Annotated in this window: 16 protein-coding genes; 1 reads left to right on the top strand and 15 read right to left on the bottom strand. The window is 63.4% G+C overall.

What is annotated here, in order from left to right; translation table 11 throughout:
* Positions 1–11 precede the first annotated feature (11 nt).
* Positions 12–926, top strand: a complete 915-nt coding sequence (locus tag AB7M25_RS02400; RefSeq protein WP_104450122.1) for a LysR family transcriptional regulator — start codon at positions 12–14, stop codon at positions 924–926.
* 92 nt (positions 927–1018) lie between these two features.
* On the opposite strand, the gene madM is transcribed toward AB7M25_RS02400, so the two are convergent.
* The 15 genes from madM to pilG all read right to left on the bottom strand — a co-directional run bounded on the left by madM (position 1019) and on the right by pilG (position 18624).
* Positions 1019–1783: a malonate transporter subunit MadM gene (gene madM, locus AB7M25_RS02395; RefSeq protein ID WP_007987763.1), complete on the bottom strand. Its 765-nt coding sequence runs from the start codon at positions 1781–1783 to the stop codon at positions 1019–1021.
* A gap of 1 nt (position 1784) precedes the next feature.
* The gene (madL, locus tag AB7M25_RS02390; protein WP_429388425.1) at positions 1785–2201 is read right to left on the bottom strand and encodes a malonate transporter subunit MadL; all 417 of its coding nucleotides are present in this window, start codon (positions 2199–2201) and stop codon (positions 1785–1787) included.
* Positions 2202–2258: 57 nt separating this feature from the next.
* Positions 2259–3170, bottom strand: a complete 912-nt coding sequence (gene mdcH, locus AB7M25_RS02385) for a malonate decarboxylase subunit epsilon (RefSeq protein ID WP_454236943.1) — start codon at positions 3168–3170, stop codon at positions 2259–2261.
* A complete protein-coding gene (locus tag AB7M25_RS02380) occupies positions 3167–3787 on the bottom strand; it encodes a malonate decarboxylase holo-ACP synthase (protein ID WP_429388421.1) in 621 nt (206 codons plus the stop codon). The genes mdcH and AB7M25_RS02380 overlap by 4 nt, the downstream gene beginning before the upstream one ends.
* On the bottom strand, positions 3781–4584 hold the full coding sequence (gene mdcE / locus AB7M25_RS02375) for a biotin-independent malonate decarboxylase subunit gamma (protein WP_429388419.1): 804 nt from the start codon (positions 4582–4584) through the stop codon (positions 3781–3783). Before mdcE ends, AB7M25_RS02380 begins: the two co-directional genes overlap by 7 nt.
* A complete protein-coding gene (locus AB7M25_RS02370; protein WP_429388417.1) occupies positions 4581–5432 on the bottom strand; it encodes a biotin-independent malonate decarboxylase subunit beta in 852 nt (283 codons plus the stop codon). The genes mdcE and AB7M25_RS02370 overlap by 4 nt, the downstream gene beginning before the upstream one ends.
* Entirely contained in the window at positions 5425–5724 is a 300-nt protein-coding gene (locus tag AB7M25_RS02365; protein ID WP_008001147.1) for a malonate decarboxylase subunit delta, read from the bottom strand. Before AB7M25_RS02365 ends, AB7M25_RS02370 begins: the two co-directional genes overlap by 8 nt.
* A complete protein-coding gene (locus AB7M25_RS02360) occupies positions 5724–6599 on the bottom strand; it encodes a triphosphoribosyl-dephospho-CoA synthase (protein WP_429388415.1) in 876 nt (291 codons plus the stop codon). Before AB7M25_RS02360 ends, AB7M25_RS02365 begins: the two co-directional genes overlap by 1 nt.
* Positions 6599–8269: a malonate decarboxylase subunit alpha gene (mdcA, locus tag AB7M25_RS02355; RefSeq protein ID WP_454236942.1), complete on the bottom strand. Its 1671-nt coding sequence runs from the start codon at positions 8267–8269 to the stop codon at positions 6599–6601. The genes AB7M25_RS02360 and mdcA overlap by 1 nt, the downstream gene beginning before the upstream one ends.
* 235 nt (positions 8270–8504) lie before the next feature.
* Positions 8505–8966: a chemotaxis protein CheW gene (locus AB7M25_RS02350; protein WP_015097194.1), complete on the bottom strand. Its 462-nt coding sequence runs from the start codon at positions 8964–8966 to the stop codon at positions 8505–8507.
* Positions 8959–14979, bottom strand: a complete 6021-nt coding sequence (locus AB7M25_RS02345; RefSeq protein WP_454236941.1) for an Hpt domain-containing protein — start codon at positions 14977–14979, stop codon at positions 8959–8961. The genes AB7M25_RS02350 and AB7M25_RS02345 overlap by 8 nt, the downstream gene beginning before the upstream one ends.
* A gap of 37 nt (positions 14980–15016) precedes the next feature.
* Positions 15017–17077 (bottom strand): methyl-accepting chemotaxis protein, encoded by a 2061-nt coding sequence (locus tag AB7M25_RS02340; protein ID WP_126048068.1) that lies wholly within the window; start codon positions 17075–17077, stop codon positions 15017–15019.
* A 169-nt stretch (positions 17078–17246) separates the two neighbouring features.
* The gene (locus AB7M25_RS02335) at positions 17247–17786 is read right to left on the bottom strand and encodes a chemotaxis protein CheW (RefSeq protein ID WP_429388406.1); all 540 of its coding nucleotides are present in this window, start codon (positions 17784–17786) and stop codon (positions 17247–17249) included.
* Between the two features lie 10 nt (positions 17787–17796).
* Entirely contained in the window at positions 17797–18162 is a 366-nt protein-coding gene (gene pilH, locus AB7M25_RS02330; protein WP_007975417.1) for a twitching motility response regulator PilH, read from the bottom strand.
* Between the two features lie 57 nt (positions 18163–18219).
* Entirely contained in the window at positions 18220–18624 is a 405-nt protein-coding gene (pilG, locus tag AB7M25_RS02325) for a twitching motility response regulator PilG (protein ID WP_090451937.1), read from the bottom strand.
* Between the last annotated feature and the right edge of the window lie 138 nt (positions 18625–18762).

The following is an 18762-nucleotide window of genomic DNA, read 5'->3' as shown; positions in this document are numbered from 1 at the left end:
GAGCCACGTCCATGCTGATCGATGAAGAGTTGACCCTGAAAAAACTCGAGGTGTTCCTGGCCTTCATGCGCACCGGCAACCTGGCGCGGGCGGCCGCCGAGTTGCAGACCAGCAACGTCAGCGTGCATCGGGCGATCCATTCCCTGGAAAGCGCCCTGCGCTGCCCGTTGTTCAAGCACGAAGGCCGCAACCTGACACCGCTGGAAAGCGCTTATGTGCTGGAAGAACGGGCGCAGAAGCTGATTCAGGACGTCGTCGAAAGCGTGCGCCTGACCCGCGAAGCCGCCGGGTTTTCGGCCGAACGTTTCAAACTGGGTTCACTGTATTCCCTGACGGTGAAGACCGTGCCACAGCTGATCATGGGTTTGAAAATCCGCCGCAGCGAACTCAACATCGACCTGATTCTGGGCTCCAATATCGACCTGCTCTACAAGCTCAAGAACATGGAAGTCGATGCGATCCTCGTGTCGCTGGACGACAGCGTCAACGACCCGGACTGCGAACAGATCCCGCTGTTTTCCGACGACATTTTCCTCGCCACTCCCGCCGACTCGAAGTTTGCCCAACGGACTGAAGTCGACCTGGCCGAAGTCCGCGACGAAACCTTCATCACCCTGACCCAGGGCTTCGCCACCCATCAGGACGGCAAGCGGGTATTCGAGCAGGCAGGGTTCGAGCCGAAGGTGGCGATGCAGGTCAACGACATCTTCACCCTGCTGAGCATGGTCAGTTCGGGCGTGGGTTATGCGTTGCTGCCAGGGCGGATTGCGGCGGTGTACGAGAACCGGGTGAAGCTGATCCCGTTGCAGGAAAAGTACCGCTTGCAGCAACACATTGGCGTGGTGTTTCTGAAGGCCAAGGAGCGTGATCCGAACCTGCTGGCGTTGCTGGCGGAGTGTCGGATGTATGCCAATCGGCAAGTCTGAAACCGTGTCGCACCTATCGCCGGCAAGCCGGCTCCTACAAGGGCTGCGTCAATCCTGTAGGAGCCGGCTTGCCGGCGATGGCGTCGGTATGGTCAGCCCACAATCCCGCGAACGATGAAGAACAACAGCGAAGGCCCGAGCAAGCAGCCAAGCCCGGTGTGGAAGGTCGCGGTCAACGCGCCGTAAGGCACCAGGCGTCGATCTGTCGCCGCCAGCCCCGCAGTCACGCCACTGACCGTCCCCGCCAGCCCACCGAACACCATCGCCGAACGCGGGTTGTCCAGGCCCATCCAGCGCGCCGCCATCGGCGTGCCGACCATCACCAGGATCGCCTTGATCAGGCCGGTGGCAATCGACAGCGCCACCACATCGGAACTGGCGCCAATCGCGGCTCCGGTCACTGGGCCGACGATGTAGGTCACCGCACCGGCGCCAATGGTGGTCATGCTCACCGCATCGCGGTAACCGAATGCCCAGGCCATGCACGCGCCGACAATGAACGGCAGCACCGTGCCCAACAGCAGCGCGATCACGCCGATCAAACCGGCCTTTTTCGCTTCGGTGGCCTGCACCTCGAATGCCGTGGCGACGATGGCGAAGTCCCGCAGCATGGCGCCGCCCATCAACCCGATACCGGAAAACAGCGTCAAGTCCGCCAGGCCTTTTTGCCCGCCGGTCATCGTGCCACCGACCCAGGCCAGCACCAGGCCAATGACGATAGCGATGGCAGAGCCGTGAATCCGTCCGAAGGTCAGGCGTTTGGAGAGTATTACCGACACCCACATGATGATGCCGACGAAAGCGAATGCGGTGACCAGACTGTTCGTTGCCAGGCCTTTCTCAAAGAGTTCCCACATATCAGCGACCTCCTGCCGATGCGCCAACCGGCGTTACATCCGCCGGTTCATCGGGCAAGGGTTCGCCTTTGTGGGTCCGGCTGATCAGGGCAATGGTGCAACCGCAGACCACCACCGAACCGATCGCCGCCAGCACCGCCACGGGACCACCGTGCAGCGCCGTGACCACGTTTTGTTGCGCCGCCATCGCCACCACCACCGGGATGTACATCGCGCCCCAGAAGCCGACGCCCATCTCGCACTCCCGGGTCATGCCGCCACGCCTGTGCATCCACAACCGCGCGCAAATCAGCAGGATCATCGCGATCCCGACGCCGCCGACGTTTGATTTCACACCCAGCAACACCCCGAGCATGTCACCCATGATCACCCCTGCCAGCGTACAGATCGCCAACAGCGCCACACCGTAAATAATCATCGTCGTAGTCCTCAAAGTGCATTTCGAATGTTGTTTTTGTTGTTCGAAGCCTGAGTTTTAGGAGTGGCGGCTTCCCTCCTCACGCATCAGCGCCTGCAGGGTATCGAGCCGAGCACCGTCGAAGGCAATCACGGTGCCCTGCTCGAACACCCGGCGCGCCAGCCCGGTCAGCACCGCACCGGGCGGCAGTTCGATCTGTAGACGTACGCCGCGCTCGTAGGCGCTTTGTACCGTGCCGCGCCAGTCGACAATGCGGCACATGTTGAAAGCCAGGTCGTCACGCAAGGCTTCAGGCTTGATCAGCGGACGCGCACGGCTGCCGCTCAGGTAACCCATCTTCGGGGTTTGCAGCGGTACCCTGGCGAAGGCGTCGGCTAGTCGTTGCGCGGGCACCTCAAGCAGTGGGCAGTGGGATGGCACGCTCACTGCCAGACGCTTGGCCAGGCCAGCTCCGCAACCTTTCGCCAACTCCACCACCGCTTTCATCGCCGCATCGCTGCCGGCAATCACCACCTGGTTATCGGCGTTGATATTGGCCAGATAAACCGGCGCATCGGCACTGTGAACCTGCGCCAACAAATCGTCCACCAAGGCCAGCTCCAGACCGATGATCGCGGTCATGCCGTAGCCCTGTGGATAAGCCTGCTGCATCAGCTCACCGCGCAGGCTGACCAGATGCAGCGCATCGCTGAAACCCAAGGCACCCGCCACCACTGCCGCCGGATAAGCGCCGATCGACAAGCCGGCCACATAGTCCGGGGCCATGGCCAACTGGCGTGAAGCGGCGACGCCAGCGATCAGCAGGCAAAGCTGAACCGCCCTCGTCGACCGCAGTGCTTCGGCAGAATCCAGCTGCGTCACGTCTTCACCGAGCCAATCGCTCGCCTCGTTCAACGTTTCCCGAGGCAAGCGCGCCAGCATGCCGGGTTGCTGCGCACCCTGGCCGGGGAACACCAGCAAGCTGCTCACGCTGCCTGCTCCTGTGGATGCCACGGGTCAGTGACCAGACTGGCCTGAGTGGCACTCTTCAACAGGACCCGCGACGCAGTGCCGGCCCATTCGCGCAAGGCAACGGCGCCCAAGGGTGTCTGCAACTGCATGTCCACGCGGCACACAGCCGTGTCGAGAACAGCCACCAGCGCCTGCGCGTCGGCACGACTCAACGGCCGCGGCGTTCGCAGGATCAGGTCGAGGTCGCTGCCCTCGTGCAACGCGGCAAACCCGCTGGCCAATTCGAATCCGGCGCTGCCGCTGACACCCCACCCCCAGCCACTCCCATCAAGGTGCGAGCGCAGTTGCGCCAAGGCACGCAGCGCCGGGAAATCACGCGAGCCTTGAACATGGCAGAGTTCTTCCGGCCGCACCCGCCGCGTGATGGCGGCGACTTCCATCTGCGTCGCAAACCGCTGCTCGCGCAACGGCCCGCGCACGCCCACCGCCACCTGCCCCGCCGCGCTCAAGGCGCGACGGACCACCACCGGCTGGCCGGCACTGATCGACTCGATCACCCACGCCGGGGCATCCACAGGCAACTGTCGCGGGGTCATGCCCCACAGCAGGTCGTGAGCCAGAAGCGCATTCACCACTGCGCTCTCAGCAATTGGCGAACCTTGCTCGACGCCGCACGATTGGCTGCACCGAGACGACCGCTGAGATCTGCACCCTTCTCGGCGATATCGCCCATCGCCTGACCCAGGCACTCGGTCACCCGCGCCAGATCCGCCGCAGTCGGCTGCTCGATCTGCTCAACCGACAAGGTTTCCCACAGCAGCCCGAGGCTGGCATAGCTGTCGATGTCATAGGCCATCGGCGGCACGCTGGCCGCCAGGGCTTCGAGCTCTTCGACGCTGCGCAAGGTCACCCGCGCCGCCGACGCCTTGCCCATGGCATGCACCATCACTCCCGGATCGCGCAGGGCGATCAAGCGATTGGCCTGATACCCGTGGGCCAGGAACGCCCCGGACATTGCCTTGCCCACCAGCAAACCGATCACTGCATGGCCGGCCAGACGGGCACGGGCGTAACTGCCCGCCGCTGCGGCCAGCGCCTGATGGATGCCGAGCGCTTCTTCGCGGCGACCATAAGCCTGGCTTGGCACATCGACAATGGCGATCAGGGCGCGTTTGCGGGCCTTGTTCTGATCGGCGGCGATGACTTCATCCACGGCCTTGGCCAGGCCCCAGCCTTCGAGCAAACCCACTTCGCCATTGCGCGCACGGACGAAGCGGTTTTCCGGGTCGGCCACCACCGCGATGAAACGCACAGGCTGATCGCCCAGTGAACCGTCCGCGACCTTCAGTGAAGCCGGCAAACCCTCGACCGCTGTCGCCCCGGCACTCAAGGCGTTGAACCAGTTCAAACCACGCAGGGAATACGAGCTCATGGGCGTTCTCCTTGGTACAGATCGCGAACCACGGACGGCTCGATTTGCGGTTCGGCGTCCAGACGCGCCAGGCGTTGCAGGAACAGTTCGGCCTGACGACTGCGTGATTGCGCCGGCAAACCCTGCTGGAGCAACTCACCCACCTGCTGGCGAATCTGCGCCACGTCGTCGGCCACATAGCGATCCACCAGACCACTGGCGAAGCGCTGTTCGCCACCGGTCAGGCTCCAGATGAAGGGCCGGTCGCGGGAGTCGTATTCCTCGAGTCCGGCTTCCTGCTCGATCACCTGCGGGCCGTTCAGGCCGAGTCGCGCTTCCTGGGTCACCAACAGGTAGCTGCACAACCCGGCGGCAATCGACATGCCGCCAAAGCAACCGACGCTGCCCGCCACGACTCCGACCACGGGTTGGTACTGCTGCAAATCGACAATCGCCGCGTGGATGTCGGCAATCGCCGCCAGACCGAGGTTGGCTTCCTGCAAACGCACGCCGCCGGTTTCCAGCAGCAGCACGGCGCGGGTCGGGATGCCGTTGCGGTTGTCTTCAGCGGCCAGTTCCAGTGCGCCGGCGATTTTTGCCCCGCCGACTTCACCGAGGCTGCCGCCCTGGAACGCACCTTCGATGGCGGCGATCACCACCGGCAAACCATCGAGGTTGCCCTTGGCGATCACCACGCCGTCGTCGGCTTGCGGCACCACACCCTGACGCGACAGCCACGGCGACATGATCCGTTGAAAAGGGTCGAGCAGTTCGCGGAAGGTGCCGACGTCGAGCAGAGCCTTGGCCCGTTGCCGCGCACCGAGTTCGACGAAGCTGTGCTTGTTCAGCAGAGATGCGCTGTCAGTCATGGCCGATCTCCTCGAAACCCTGTTCCAGACGCAGGCGCACCACGCCGGGGGTCGCGCCGAAATCGTGGATGTCGATGGCCATCGCCGGTGGCGTCTGGCCGTCGAACATCCGTGCGAACAGATGCTGCCAGCGTTGTTCGCTGCCATTGACCGAGGTCTGCACGTTGATCGTCAGCTTGCCGGCCTGACCCGGTTCGATCAGCACTTCCAGATCGCCCGAGCCGACACAGCCCACCAGGGTACGACCACGTGGCGGCTGCCCGGCGGGAAATTCAAAAGATAAGGTTTCCATCAAAACACTCCCTGGATAAGGCCGTCGCCAGACTCGATACGGTCAATGAACAGACAGGCTGCGAGCAGGTCCGCAGCACCACCGGGCGAGGCATTCAACGCGATCAGTTGTTGGTCCAGCTCATGCAGGCGGCGACGTCCGGCGAGGCTGGCGCTACCCCCGGCATCGAGCACGGCCTGGGCGCCGAGTTGCATCGTGTGCAGACCTTGTTCTCCCGCGCGATACAGCACGCAGGTGTCGGCCAGATTCGTCATGATCGCCAGCAGCGCATCGAGCCGGGCGTTCTGTTCGCCATGGCCGGCGGCGCGGCTGAATTTGAGTTGCGGCAACGCACGTTGCAACACCGCCGGGAAGCCCAGTTGCGCTTCTTCACGGGCGCCCCGTGCGCCGTAGCGTTGGGCGACTTGAGCGCCGTGGCTGAGTGGACGCGGCGCGTAACGGTCGTCGAGCAATGCCAGACGCGCCGCACGAATCGATACGCTGCTTGCAGCCGTGGATTGAGGGTCCAGCGCAGCGGCAGTGACCAACAGCCCCAAGGCCCAGATCGCTCCGCGATGAGTATTCACACCGCCCGTGGTGTCGAGCATTGCTTGCTCGCCTTCGCGACCGATACGGCCGACGGCTTCGCGCAGAGGCAAGCCGATCTCACCGAACGCTGTCGCGGCATCGGCCATCGCCTTGAAGGCCGGCCACAGGGACAGCGCCGAAGCGTGCATCAGCCCCAGGTGCAAATCGGTGTGGGCGCCATTGCCGCGACGGTCGACCAGTGCCGGTTTCGGCGACAGATCAGCCTCGTCGATCAGCGCGTCCACCGCCAGGTCCGCCAGCCGCTCGGCCAGGCTCAGAGTTTTGGGTTGCAGGTTGAGCGCGTGCATTACCAGCTCCTGAACTTGGCGGGCGGGTTGTAGAGGCCACCGGACCACTCCACCAGATCGGCCACGCTTTTCGCCGCGAGCAGTTCGCGGGTGGCGTCGGTGCGGCGGATGCCGAGGTCTTCGGGCAAGGCGATCAGGCCTTCGCGGCGCATGCGCGCGGTGTCTTTGGGGTTGTGGCGCAGGCCGATGGCGGTCACCCCGGCGACGGCGGCGATCATCGCCTGGCGTTCTTCCAGCGAGCGCGCCTTGTACAGGTAGGCGATGCCTTCTTCGGTCAACAAATGGGTCACGTCGTCGCCGTAGACCATGATCGGCGCCAGCGGCATGCCGCTTTTCTTCGCCACATCAACGGCATCAAGGGTTTCGACGAAGGTCGGTTTGCCGCCCTCCTGGAAGGTCTCGACCATCTGCACCACGAGTTTCTTGCCGCGCTCGAGCATCGGCTCGGCCACGTCGGTGTTGCGCATGTCGAGCCAGGCGGGTGTGCCGTGGCGGCGACCGCGCGGGTCGTGGCCCATGTTCGGCGCGCCGCCGAAACCGGCCAGGCGCCCGCGGGTCACAGTGGAGGAGTGGCCGTCGCCATCGACCTGCAATGTCGCGCCGATGAACAGGTCCACGGCGTATTGCCCGGCCAGTTGGCTGAACATCCGGTTGGAGCGCAGGGAACCGTCGCGCCCGGTAAAGAACACATCCGGCCGCGCCGCAATGTAGTTCTCCATCCCCAGTTCGGTGCCGAAGCAATGCACGCTTTCGACCCAGCCGCTTTCAATCGCGGGGATCAGGGTCGGGTGTGGGTTGAGCGTCCAGTTGCGGCAGATCTTGCCTTTGAGACCGAGGGATTCGCCGTAGGTCGGCAGGATCAGTTCGATGGCCGCGGTGTTGAAGCCGATGCCATGGTTGAGGGATTGCACGTTGTGTTTTTCGTAGATGCCGCGGATCGCCATCATCGCCATCAGCACGTGCACAGGCTTGATGTGCCGTGGGTCGCGGGTGAACAGCGGTTCGATGTAGAACGGCTTGTCGGCGACCACCACGAAGTCGACCCAGGACGCCGGGATGTCCACCCGTGGCAAGTCGCTGACGTCGTCCACCAACTGGTTGACCTGGACGATAACGATACCGTCGCTGAAGGCCGCCGGTTCGATCAGTGCCGGGGTGTCTTCGGTGCTCGGCCCGGTGTAGATGTTGCCGGCGCGGTCGGCCATGAACCCGGCCGAGAGCACGACGTTGGGAATCAGGTCCACCACCAGCCGCGCGTAAAGTTCGATGTAGGTGTGGATCGCGCCGATTTCCAGCAGGCCGTCTTCGAGCAACTGGCTGATGCGCAGGCTTTGGGTGCCCGCGAAAGAGAAGTCGAGCTTGCGGGCGATGCCGCGCTCGAAAAGGTCCAGATGCTCGGAGCGCCCGACACTGGGCATGATCATGTGCAGGTCATGCAGCTTCGCGGGATCGGCCTTGGCCAGGGAACGTGAAAGGAAATCCGCCTGCTTCTGGTTGTTGCCTTCGAGCACCACGCGGTCGCCCGGCAGGATCAACGCCTCCAGCGCCGCGACGATGTTATCGGTGGGCAGCACCACACCGTCGGCAAGACCTCGCACCAGCTCGAGACGCCGCTGCTTTTCGCTGCGCCGCCGCGTCCATCGCGAGTCGGGGGATATTGTTATTGTCATGACCACTCCACGGGTTCGCTGTCGTGGAGGTCACATTAGGAGTGTTGGGTGGGGGCATCAATCAAGCAGAGTGGCGGATCGTTACGCTCAGGGTAATGGTTGTCTGGACTGACGCCTTCGCGGGCAAGCCCGCTCCCACAGGGTTGGTGGTTGCCGTTGAATTTGGGCAATACACGGACACTGTGGGAGCGGGCTTGCCCGCGAAGGGGCCGGTCAGATCACCACTGAATCGGGATCAGTTGATCAACCCGGCATCCACCAACAACGCCTCCAGCGCCAGCAGATCCGGCACCTTTGCCACCTGCTCAGCCACCTGCACCGCCGCCTGCTCCAGCGCACACAATGGCACATCCACATAACTCAACTGGCTGTCGAGCTTGCACGAGCGCGGAATCCCCTGCACCAACAGCGCGATGAATTTCAGTTCGGGGCGCCCGCCGAGAGCGTTGAGGATGACGATCCGCGCGCGTTCACCGATGACGATTTTCTGCCCGCAGGCCGACTCGAAACTCAGCAGCGGTATTTGCCGTTCGCGCCATGTCACCAGGCCCAGGTACCACGGCGGCGTGTCGAGATCGAAGGTCCCCGGTTGCTGGTAATCGATCAGCTCGGCCACGGCGACGTTGGGCAGAATAAGGTTGCGGTCGGCCAACGGCAGCAGCAGGCCGGTGAGGTTGCTGGTGCGGTGTTCAAGCATGGGTCTTGCTCCAAAAGGCGATGCTTTCGAGCAGCACCGATTCCTGGTACGGCTTGCCCAGGTAGTCGTTGACGCCGATGGCCATGGCGCGGTCGCGGTGTTTCTGCCCGGTGCGGGAGGTGATCATGATGATCGGCAGGTGCTGCAGGCGTTCGTCGTTGCGCACCTGGGTCGCGACCTCGAAGCCGTCCATGCGCGGCATCTCGATGTCCAGCAGCATCAGGTCGGGCATGTGCTCTTCCAGCAGCAGCATGGCATCGACCCCGTCCTTGGCGGTCAGCACGTTCATGCCGTGGCGTTCGAGCAAGCGGCTGGTGACCTTGCGCACGGTGACCGAGTCGTCGACCACCATCACCAGCAACGGCCGATGCGGTTCGACCTCGACCTCCTGCCCCGAGGGATGTTGGGGTACACGGACCTGCATGGCGCGGATCGGCGCCAGCAGATCCAGAATCAGCACCACCCGGCCATCGCCGAGAATCGTCGCCCCGGACACCCCTTGCACCGCCGCGAACTGCGGCCCCAGGCTCTTGACCACGATCTCGCGAGTGCCGGCCATGGCGTCCACCAGCACGGCGATGTGACGTTCGTTGCACTGCACCAGCAGCACCGGCAATGGCAGGCTCTGGCCCAACAGTTTCGGGCGCGGGATGGTTTTCAGCAGCTCACCCAGATAGCACAGCTCGTAACGTTGCCCGGCGTATTCGTAGGTGGGCGAATCGAAACGGAAATAGCCTTCAAGCTCATTGGGCAGGACGCGAACGATGCCGTCGATGGTATTGAGCGGGATCGCGTATTGATCCTCACCGCACTGCACCATCAGCGCCCGGTTGACCGATACGGTAAACGGCAGGCGAATGCGGAAATGCACGCCCTGCCCGGGCACCGAGTCGATGTTCATGGTGCCGCCCAGTTGCCGCACCTCTTCGTGCACCACGTCCATGCCGACGCCGCGCCCGGAGATCTGGGTGATTTTCTCGGCCGTGGAAAACCCCGGTTGCAGGATGAACTGCAACACGTCGTGATCACTGATGACGCTGTCCGGGGCGAGCATGCCGCGCTTGATCGCCTTGCGCCGCACCGCGTCCAGCGGCACACCGGCGCCGTCGTCGCGGATGTCGAAAATGATGTCGCCGCCTTCGCGCAGCAGATCGAGGGTAATCTTGCCCTTGGCCGGCTTCCCCGCCGCCAGCCGCGCTTCGACGGACTCCAGGCCGTGGTCGACGGCGTTGCGCAGCATGTGTTCCAGCGGCGCGGCCATGCGCTCAAGCACGTTGCGATCCATCTCGCCTTCGGCGTTATCGACGATGAAATCCACGTCCTTGCCCAGTTCGCTGGACACCTGGCGGACAATGCGCTGTAACCGCGGGAGCATGCGTTCGAACGGCACCATGCGCGTGCGCATCAGCCCTTCCTGCAACTCGGTGTTGATCCGGCCCTGCTGTTGCAGCAGGTTTTCCGTGTCGTGATTGCGTCGTTCGAGGGTTTCCTTGAGGTCGAGCAAGTCAGAGGCCGATTCGAACAGCGCGCGGGACAGTTGCTGCAATTGCGAGTGGCGGTCCATTTCCAGCGGGTCGAACTCTTCATAGCCCAGGCGTTCGGCGTCGACTTGCTGGCGGCTGAGGATCCGCCCCTGGGTTTCGGTATCGAGGCGGCGCAACTGGTCGCGCATGCGCTCGATGGTGGTCTCCATCTCGCTCAGGGCGATGTGCGCATCGTTGACCTGCTGTTCGATCCGGCCACGGAAGATCGATGTTTCACCGGCCAGGTTGACCAGATCGTCGAGCAGCTCCGCCGAGACCTTGACCATATCGGCGCCGGCATCGGGCGGCGGCGCCAGTGGCTCGGCCTTGGGCGTGGCCGGTGACGCAACCGGCGCGGGCGCTTCGGGCACGGCCGGGTGGCTGAAGTTCTTGATCGCATCGATCAAGCAGTCGGCGGGCGGCATCGGCTCACCGGCGCGGGCCGCGTCGAGCATCTGCGCCAGGCGGTCATGGCTGCGTTGCAACAGCGCGAACAACGGCGTCGTCGGTTGCAGCACGCCGGTGGACAGACCTTCGTAGAGGAATTCCAGTTCATGGGCCAGGTCGCCAATCGCGACGATTTCCACCATGCGTGCGCCGCCCTTGAGGGTGTGCAGGTCGCGCAGCAGGGTTTCCACTTCCTGGCGACTTGAAGGCTGGGCCTGCCAGCGTTCCAGCGCCGCACCGGAGCTTTCGATGATGTCGAAACCTTCCTCGAGGAAGATCTCCAGCAACTCCGGATCATGGGCGACCGAGTCATTGGTGGCCGCCAGTTCGCTGACCTCGGCGGCGCCCGAGTGGCCCTGCCGGTAGGCGCGAATGGCCTCGATCAGCTCAGCGCAATCGCCCAAGGGCTGGCTGTGCCGTAACTGGCCAAGGTACTGCGCCAAGCGGTCATGGCTCTGCTGCAACAGCACCGCCAATGAGTCGCTGTAGGCGTAGCGACGATCCACCAGGCCTTCGTAAAGGCTTTCCAGCTCATGGGCCAGATCACCGACCGGCCCGACCTCAGCCATGCGCGCGCCGCCTTTGAGGGTGTGCAAATCCCGTTGCAGGGACGACAGCGGCGCGGCGTTGTCCGAGTCGCGCAACCAGCGCTGCAAGGCCTGGCCGGCACTTTCGAGGATATCCACCGCTTCTTCAAGGAAGATCGCGACGATTTCATCGTCCACGCCGACAACACGGTCCTCTGTAGGAGCTGGCTTGCCAGCGAAGGACTCACCGGCACTGCGTTTACCCAGTGAAAACGCGTCATCGTTAACGTCCATCGCTGGCAAGCCAGCGCCTACAGTGGGTTGCGCCGTGTGCTCTAGATCGGCGGTGGCAGCGCCCAATTCGCGGATACTCAGGGTGCGGCTGCCATCACTGCGGATCAGGCCCATGGCCGATGGATCGAGGCTCTCGTCGAGCAGCTCGCGCAAGGCCCTGATCCGTTGCGGCTGCGGGCTGACTTCCTGACCGGCGGCCAGTTCGTCGAGCATGTTGATCAGCGCTTCGTGGGCACCCTGAGCCTCATGGAAAAACCGCTCGCTGACCGCCAGGCTGCTTTCTTCCACGGCACCGTAGAGGTCGAGCAACGCCTCGCACAGCTCATCCACCGGGTGCAGGTCGGCCAGGTGGGCGCCTTCGCCGAGGGTGGTCAATTCATCCAGCAGCGCGCTGAGCTCCTGGCGTTCGCCGGGGTGTTGCTGCCAACGTTGTAGCAGGCTCTCGGCGTCCAACAGGATGTCCATGCCCTGGGCGAGGAAGTTGTTGATCAGCTGCGGATCGCGCTTGATCCGCAACCCGGTGCTCGGTGTGCTCAGGAGGTTTTCCAGGCGTTCGGCCAGCAGCGCTTTGGCTCGCTCGGTCAAACCCCGGGCGCCGGGAATTTCCGCCAGCGGATCGGTCTTGAGCTGGCGCAGACCGAGGCGGAACAGCCCTTCTGCTTCCAGCAGCAATTCCACTTCATCCAGGTCCAGCGCGATCAGGTGCGCCTTGTATTCCCGGGCCAGTTGATCCAGCGGCGCAGCCAGTTCGGCAATCGGCAAGACGCCGGCCATGGAGGCACTGCCCTTGAGGGTGTGCAAGGCGCGCTGCAATTCGTCGCTGGCCTGCAACGGCACGTGCTCGGCGGCCTGATCAAGGAAACGATTGAGGCTGCCCAAGTGGGTTTGCGCCTCTTTGCGGAAGATCTCCAGCAACAGCGGGTCGAGGGCCGCGACATCCTGCGTATCCTCATCGGACACCGGTTCGTCGCCCTTGGCCAGGGCATGGGCGCGGGCGGCCAAGTGGTCGACATCGTTGCGCTGACGCTGGGCATTGGCGGCGTATTCAGCCACCAGCTCCGGCAGCAGATGCAGCACATCGCCGATCAGTTGCTGCACCGTAGCCCCCGGTTCCACGCTGTTTTCCAGTACGCGGTTGAGCAGGTTCTCCACGGCCCAGGCCAGCTCGCCCAGCACCAGGGCACGCACCATGCGGCCACTGCCCTTGAGGGTATGAAAGGCGCGGCGCAGTTCGCTCAGGGCCGAGCGGCTGTCAGGGTTGACCGCCCAGCGCGGCAAATACTCGCGCAGGATTTCCAGGACTTCGTCGGTCTCTTCAAGGAACACCTCGCGCAGTTCCTCGTCCACCGGCTCTTCGCCCGGGGGTGGCGGCAGCAGGCTGCCCGGGGTGTCCAGGGCGGGCGGGTTCAGGCTCGAAACCGGGCTGGCGAGCACATCGGCCAGGGTCTGGACGATCTGCGGGTCATCCAGCTCCTGCATCATCTGCATGACCTGCGCTTCGCTCGGGTTGAGCACATCGTCAAGCACGGGCACACGCTGCTCACTGGGGAAAAACCCGAGGCTCGCCAGGCTTTTTTCCGCGACATCGAGCAGGTTTTCACCCTGCGCCTGCGGGTCATCGCCGAGGCGCTCGAGGTAGTACTCGATGCTGGTGATCACGTCGGCCAGGCTGTCCAGCTCCTGCCAGCCCGGCTGACCCGGCTCGTGCAACAGGTGCTCGCGAATGAAGTGATTGCAGGTGTCGACCAGGCTCGCCGCCCGGCTCAATGGAATCATTGCCAGCGCGCCGCGTACCTGGGTCAGCAAGGCCGGCAGTGCCTGCAAATGCTGGCGGTCCCAATCGGCGTCGATGTAGTCGACGATCATGTCCTTGGCCTGCTGCAAACAGATGCGGGCCTCCTTGATCACAATCTGATGGATCTGCGTCAGGTCGGTGGTCGGCAGGCGATTGTCATCCTGGCTCTCCGGCTCCACGGTGCCGACCATGCCGGCCAGCGTCGCTTCGACGTACAGCAAGGCCCCGGCAACGTCCATGAGGATCGCATCGTTGGGTTCGCGCTGGCCCTGGGCGAGGCTGAGTACCACCGCCAATTGGTCGATGATCACCTTGCGCGGCTGGCCGAAGCCCAGGACCGCCAGGGTGTCGGCGATTTGCCGCAGCGGCGCCAGCAGGCTGTCGAGGTCAGACGTGTGCTGGCGGTCACTGCGCACGAACAGATCCAGGCGTTCCTTGACCCGCACCAGCTCTTCGCACAGCGCTGCCAGCACCGAGCGCATGGCGTCACGGTCGGGACCGGCCAGCCGCGCGCGTTCTTCATCGACCATCGCGCTGTCGGGCAGCGCGTCGTCCAGTGAGTAGCGTTCTTTCATGGTCAGCATCTGCCCGGTGGGATGTTCGGCCTTGGCAATGTAGAACAGCAAACTCTTGAGCAGCTCCGGTGGCGCCGGTTGGTTGATGCCGCGCATGCCTTCTTCGAGCAGGCGCTTGAGCTCCTTGTCGGCATCCTTGAACAGGCTGCGCAAGGCCGGGCTGTTGGCGATCGCACCGCCCTGCATGCCTTCGACCAGCGCCGAGGCCACCTGCCATAACGGGTTCAGGGGGGCATTGGCGCACAGTGCTTCGAGGCGGGCGAAGACCTTGGCCAGGTAATCGAGGTTGGTTTCGTTGTCCTGCTCTCGCAGGAACCCGACCAACGCCATTTGCAGCATCTGCCGCAGCTTGCGCAACACATTGGGCAATTCGGCCGGCTCAAGCTGCGCCAGCGTTTCTGCGTCCAGCGCAGGCAACTCGGGCAACTGTGGGCTGAACAGGCTGGTTTCCGACAGCAGGCTTTCGCCACGGGCGCTGCGCAGGTCGTTGATCAGGGGCAACACCACCAGTGGCAAATCGCGGCGCGCACCTTGCACCCGGTCCAGGTAGATCGGCAACTGCCCGAGGGCCTGCATCAACAGGTGTAACGCCTCGTCGCGATGGCTGACACGGTTGCCCTGCAAGGCCATGGCCAGATGTTCCATTTCTTCGGCGAGCAATGCCGCACCGTAGAATTCGACCATCTGCAGACTGCCGTGGACCTGATGGATGCATGCAAGGCATTCATCCAGCGCGTGCGTCGCCTGCGGGTCATCGAGCAGGTTTTCAATCGCGTGATGAGCCTGTTTCAGCGTTTCGGCAATCTCGCCCTTGACCCACTCGAGGGCCACATAGTCGTGCCGATCACCCATAACCACTCCAATCACAATTCAGATACCCATGGGCGGTTCAAGCTTTGTCCACAACCTGCGCCTTGGCATCCGGCAAGGTGAAACCGGACACCGAACGACGCAACTGACTGGCCATTTTAGCCAGGTTGCCGATGCTGTCGGCCGTGGCGGTGGAACCCGACGACGTCTGCGAGGTGATCTGCTGGATCACGTTCATCGTCAGGGAAATCTGGCCGGCCGACGACGTCTGCTGTTGCGCGGCATTGGAGATGCTCTGGATCAACGCCGCGAGCGTCTTCGACACACCCTCGATTTCTTCCAGGGCCACACCGGCATCCTGCGCCAGTCGGGCGCCGCGCACCACTTCGGTCGTCGTCTGCTCCATGGAGATGACCGCTTCGTTGGTGTCGGTCTGGATCGCCCGCACCAGGGTCTCGATCTGCCGGGTGGCCGCGGACGAGCGCTCGGCCAGCCGCTGCACTTCATCGGCCACCACGGCGAAACCGCGACCGGCGTCGCCGGCCATGGACGCCTGGATGGCTGCGTTGAGGGCGAGGATATTGGTCTGGTCGGCAATGTCATCGATCAGGCTGACAATGTCGCCGATTTCCTGGGACGACTCGCCAAGGCGCTTGATGCGCTTGGCGGTGTCCTGAATCTGCTCGCGAATGTTGTCCATGCCATGGATGGTGTTGTGCACCACCTCATTGCCCTTGTTGGCGATTTCCACCGAGCGTTCGGCAACCGCCGAAGATTCAGCCGCGTTGGCCGACACCTGGTCGATGGACTCGGCCATGTCGTTGATCGCCATCGAGGCCTCGGAAATCTGCTGGGCCTGATGTTCCGAAGCCTGGGCCAGGTGCATGGCGGTGGCCTGGGTTTCCTGCACGGCGGCGGCGACCTGGCCGGCGGTGAGGTTGATGGTCGCGACCAGATCGCGCAACTGGTCGACGGAGTAATTGATCGAGTCGGCGATGGTGCCGGTAAAGTCTTCCGTCACCGAGGCCGTCACCGTGAGGTCACCGTCGGCCAGGTCTTCGATCTCGTCGAGCAAACGCATGATCGCGTTCTGGTTACGCTCGTTTTTCTCGGCGGTTTCGCGCAGCTGACGATTGGTTTCGCGCACCATCACCAGGCCAATCAGGATGATCGAAGTCAGCGCCAGCAAGCCCAGCACATAACCGCCTATGGTGTCGGTGGTACGCCCGCCGACCATGTTTTCAAAACCGCTGGCCAGGTGTGAGGCTTCGTCGAGCAGGGTTTGCGAGAGACTGAAAATGTTCGAGGCCGATTCACGGACCTTGAACAGCTCAGGCGAGGTTTCGAGGATCTCGTCCACCGAGCCCGAGACGAACTCGAACAGCTCGGCGATTTCCGCCAGTCGCGCACGGGCGTCGCGGTCTTCGACCTGGCTGACCTTGAGCGCCGGGTCGCCCTGGAGCATGCCGTTGAGCACCTTGCCGAACTGCGTCGCGTCACGTCCGAACGCATCGGCGGCCTGCTGTGAGTTTTCGTCGCCGGCCAATACCGTATTGACCGCACCGAGGATCCGCTCGGCCAGCAGCGATTGGCGCTGGGCCATGGCCACCTGGGCCGCCGGGGCGCCCCGTTGCAGGAGGATCTCGACGACTTTTTCGTACTCGACCTGCAACTGCGGCACGGTTTCGGCCAGCGTCGCGGCGACCTGATGCAGGGACAGTACGGTTTGCTCGCTGGAGAGAATCGCGTCGGTGTTTTTCAGCAGGCGTTCCCAGTCCTGTTGCACCGCGCGCATCTCTGGACGCACGGTGGCCGGGGCCGGTGGCAGGCTGGTGGCCGGGTCGCCCTTCTTCAGATAGCCCCAGCGCCGGGCAAAGTCATTGCGCGCATCGCTGAGCAACTTGAACGCGGCAGCCTTGCCGGCGGCAGCTTCGGTGGCGTTCTTGGCGATACGCTGGGACAACACGCGCAGTTCGCCGGCGTGGCCGATGTACTGTTTGTCGTAGGTCGCCTGGGTGTTGAGGTACGCGAAGTTGGCGAACAGCAGCATGATGAAGACGATCAGCGCGATGAACAGCACGATGATCTGCGACCGGCTGCGCGACCCTTCCATTGGCTTGCCTGCTTTTGTTTTTATCATCGGTCCTCGCCTGTTAACCAACACCCTGTAATGCCCGCCGAAGAAACTGTGGGAGCGGGCTTGCTCGCGAAAGCGGTAGATCAGCCAAAATCAATGTTGAATGGACTGCCGCCTTCGTCGGAACGCCGCCCGGAGCAAGCCCGCTCCCACAGGATTTCCGTTGTACCGGTTACACCGCGACGTTCATGAACCCCTGAGACCGCGTCAATGCAAACGGGCTGAACACCTGCCAGCACTGCCCGCGCTGAAACCGGCCTTTGACGAATGCCGCCACCGGCCCCTTCAACTCGTCTGTCGGCACCGGCTCCAGGCTGTCCCGGGCAAAGTGCTGGAGGCCGAAGACTTCATCGACCAGCAACCCGGCAAACACCTCATCGTGGTCCACCACCAACACCCGGCGCTGGCGGCGCACCGCCGAAAGTTCGTGCCCGAAGAAACCGCTCAGGTCCATGACCGGCAGCAATCGCCCGCGCAGGTTGGCGACACCCTTGACCCAGGATTTGACCCCCGGCAGCTGAGTGAGTCGCGGCTCATGCAAGACTTCGCTGACTTCACTCATGGGCGCGACATACCAGTGCTCGCCCAGGCGAAAACCGATGCCGCTCCAGCTGTCCCGACGGGCCGGCTGGGACGGCAAATCCGCCGCCAGCAAACGACAGCGCTGGTCGATTTGCAGCAGCAGCTCGAAAGCCGTCAGCGACTCGTTCATGGCCTGACGATCAACCGGCCAGCACGTTGTTCAGGGTCTTGATCAGGGTCTCTTCATCGACCGGTTTGGTCAGGTAGTCCTTGGCGCCTTGGCGCGTACCCCAGACCTTGTCGGTGTCCTGGTCCTTGGTGGTGATGATGATCACCGGGATGTGTCCGGTTTCAGGGTCCTTGGTCAACTGGCGTGTTGCCTGGAAGCCATTGAGGCCGGGCATGACGATGTCCATCAGGACGGCGTCGGGCTTTTCCTGGCGGGCCAGGGCCACGCCGTCGGCGCCGTTTTCGGCTTTCAACACTTCATGACCATGCTTTTCCAGCATGCCGGTCAGTTTGTACATTTCGGTCGGCGAATCATCGACGATCAGAATACGTGCCATGGTCTTCCCCATTCTTGTCGACGCAGGGCCCGATGGCCGAGCGTCACTGTGCGTGTCCTACTGCGGCAAAACGGCGGCGAAACCAGGTACATGGGCCTGGATCGCATCGAGCAATTCTTCCTTGCTGAAAGGCTTGGTCAAAAACTGGTCGGAGCCGACGATGCGCCCCTTGGCCTTGTCGAACAGGCCATCCTTGGATGACAGCATAATCACCGGGGTGGACTTGAACGCACTGTTGTTCTTGATCAGGGCGCAGGTCTGATAGCCATCCAGGCGCGGCATCATGATGTCGACAAAGATGATGCCGGGGTGGTTGTCGACAATCTTGGCCAGGGCATCGAAGCCGTCGATGGCCGTGATGACCTCACAACCCACGTTCTTGAGCAGCGTTTCGGCGGTGCGACGGATCGTCTTCGAATCATCGATCACCATGACCTTCAAGGCGCTGGGGTGCTGTTCCATAAGATGCTCTGCGTCGCCTTTACGAATCAAATTGTCCGTTTGCGGGTGATTGGCGGCTCGAAACCCTTGATACTCAAGGGCCAGCACGGCATGGAAGCCTTTTTAGCACAGTCTCCAGAACCAATCTATCGGCCGACC

The sequence above is a fragment of the Pseudomonas sp. AP3_22 TE3818 genome, from assembly GCF_053628995.1.
This window is presented reverse-complemented; position numbering and strand designations above follow the sequence as displayed.

What these genes read in the sequence shown, in the direction of transcription:
- AB7M25_RS02400 (WP_104450122.1), top strand. Translation starts at nt 12, where the DNA reads ATGCTGATCGATGAAGAGTTGACCCTGAAAAAACTCGAGGTGTTCCTG.
- madM (WP_007987763.1), bottom strand. Translation starts at nt 1,783, where the DNA reads ATGTGGGAACTCTTTGAGAAAGGCCTGGCAACGAACAGTCTGGTCACC.
- madL (WP_429388425.1), bottom strand. Translation starts at nt 2,201, where the DNA reads ATGATTATTTACGGTGTGGCGCTGTTGGCGATCTGTACGCTGGCAGGG.
- mdcE (WP_429388419.1), bottom strand. Translation starts at nt 4,584, where the DNA reads ATGAGCTCGTATTCCCTGCGTGGTTTGAACTGGTTCAACGCCTTGAGT.
- AB7M25_RS02370 (WP_429388417.1), bottom strand. Translation starts at nt 5,432, where the DNA reads ATGACTGACAGCGCATCTCTGCTGAACAAGCACAGCTTCGTCGAACTC.
- AB7M25_RS02365 (WP_008001147.1), bottom strand. Translation starts at nt 5,724, where the DNA reads ATGGAAACCTTATCTTTTGAATTTCCCGCCGGGCAGCCGCCACGTGGT.
- AB7M25_RS02360 (WP_429388415.1), bottom strand. Translation starts at nt 6,599, where the DNA reads ATGCACGCGCTCAACCTGCAACCCAAAACTCTGAGCCTGGCCGAGCGG.
- mdcA (WP_454236942.1), bottom strand. Translation starts at nt 8,269, where the DNA reads ATGACAATAACAATATCCCCCGACTCGCGATGGACGCGGCGGCGCAGC.
- AB7M25_RS02350 (WP_015097194.1), bottom strand. Translation starts at nt 8,966, where the DNA reads ATGCTTGAACACCGCACCAGCAACCTCACCGGCCTGCTGCTGCCGTTG.
- AB7M25_RS02345 (WP_454236941.1), bottom strand. Translation starts at nt 14,979, where the DNA reads ATGGGTGATCGGCACGACTATGTGGCCCTCGAGTGGGTCAAGGGCGAG.
- AB7M25_RS02340 (WP_126048068.1), bottom strand. Translation starts at nt 17,077, where the DNA reads ATGATAAAAACAAAAGCAGGCAAGCCAATGGAAGGGTCGCGCAGCCGG.
- AB7M25_RS02335 (WP_429388406.1), bottom strand. Translation starts at nt 17,786, where the DNA reads ATGAACGAGTCGCTGACGGCTTTCGAGCTGCTGCTGCAAATCGACCAG.
- pilH (WP_007975417.1), bottom strand. Translation starts at nt 18,162, where the DNA reads ATGGCACGTATTCTGATCGTCGATGATTCGCCGACCGAAATGTACAAA.
- pilG (WP_090451937.1), bottom strand. Translation starts at nt 18,624, where the DNA reads ATGGAACAGCACCCCAGCGCCTTGAAGGTCATGGTGATCGATGATTCG.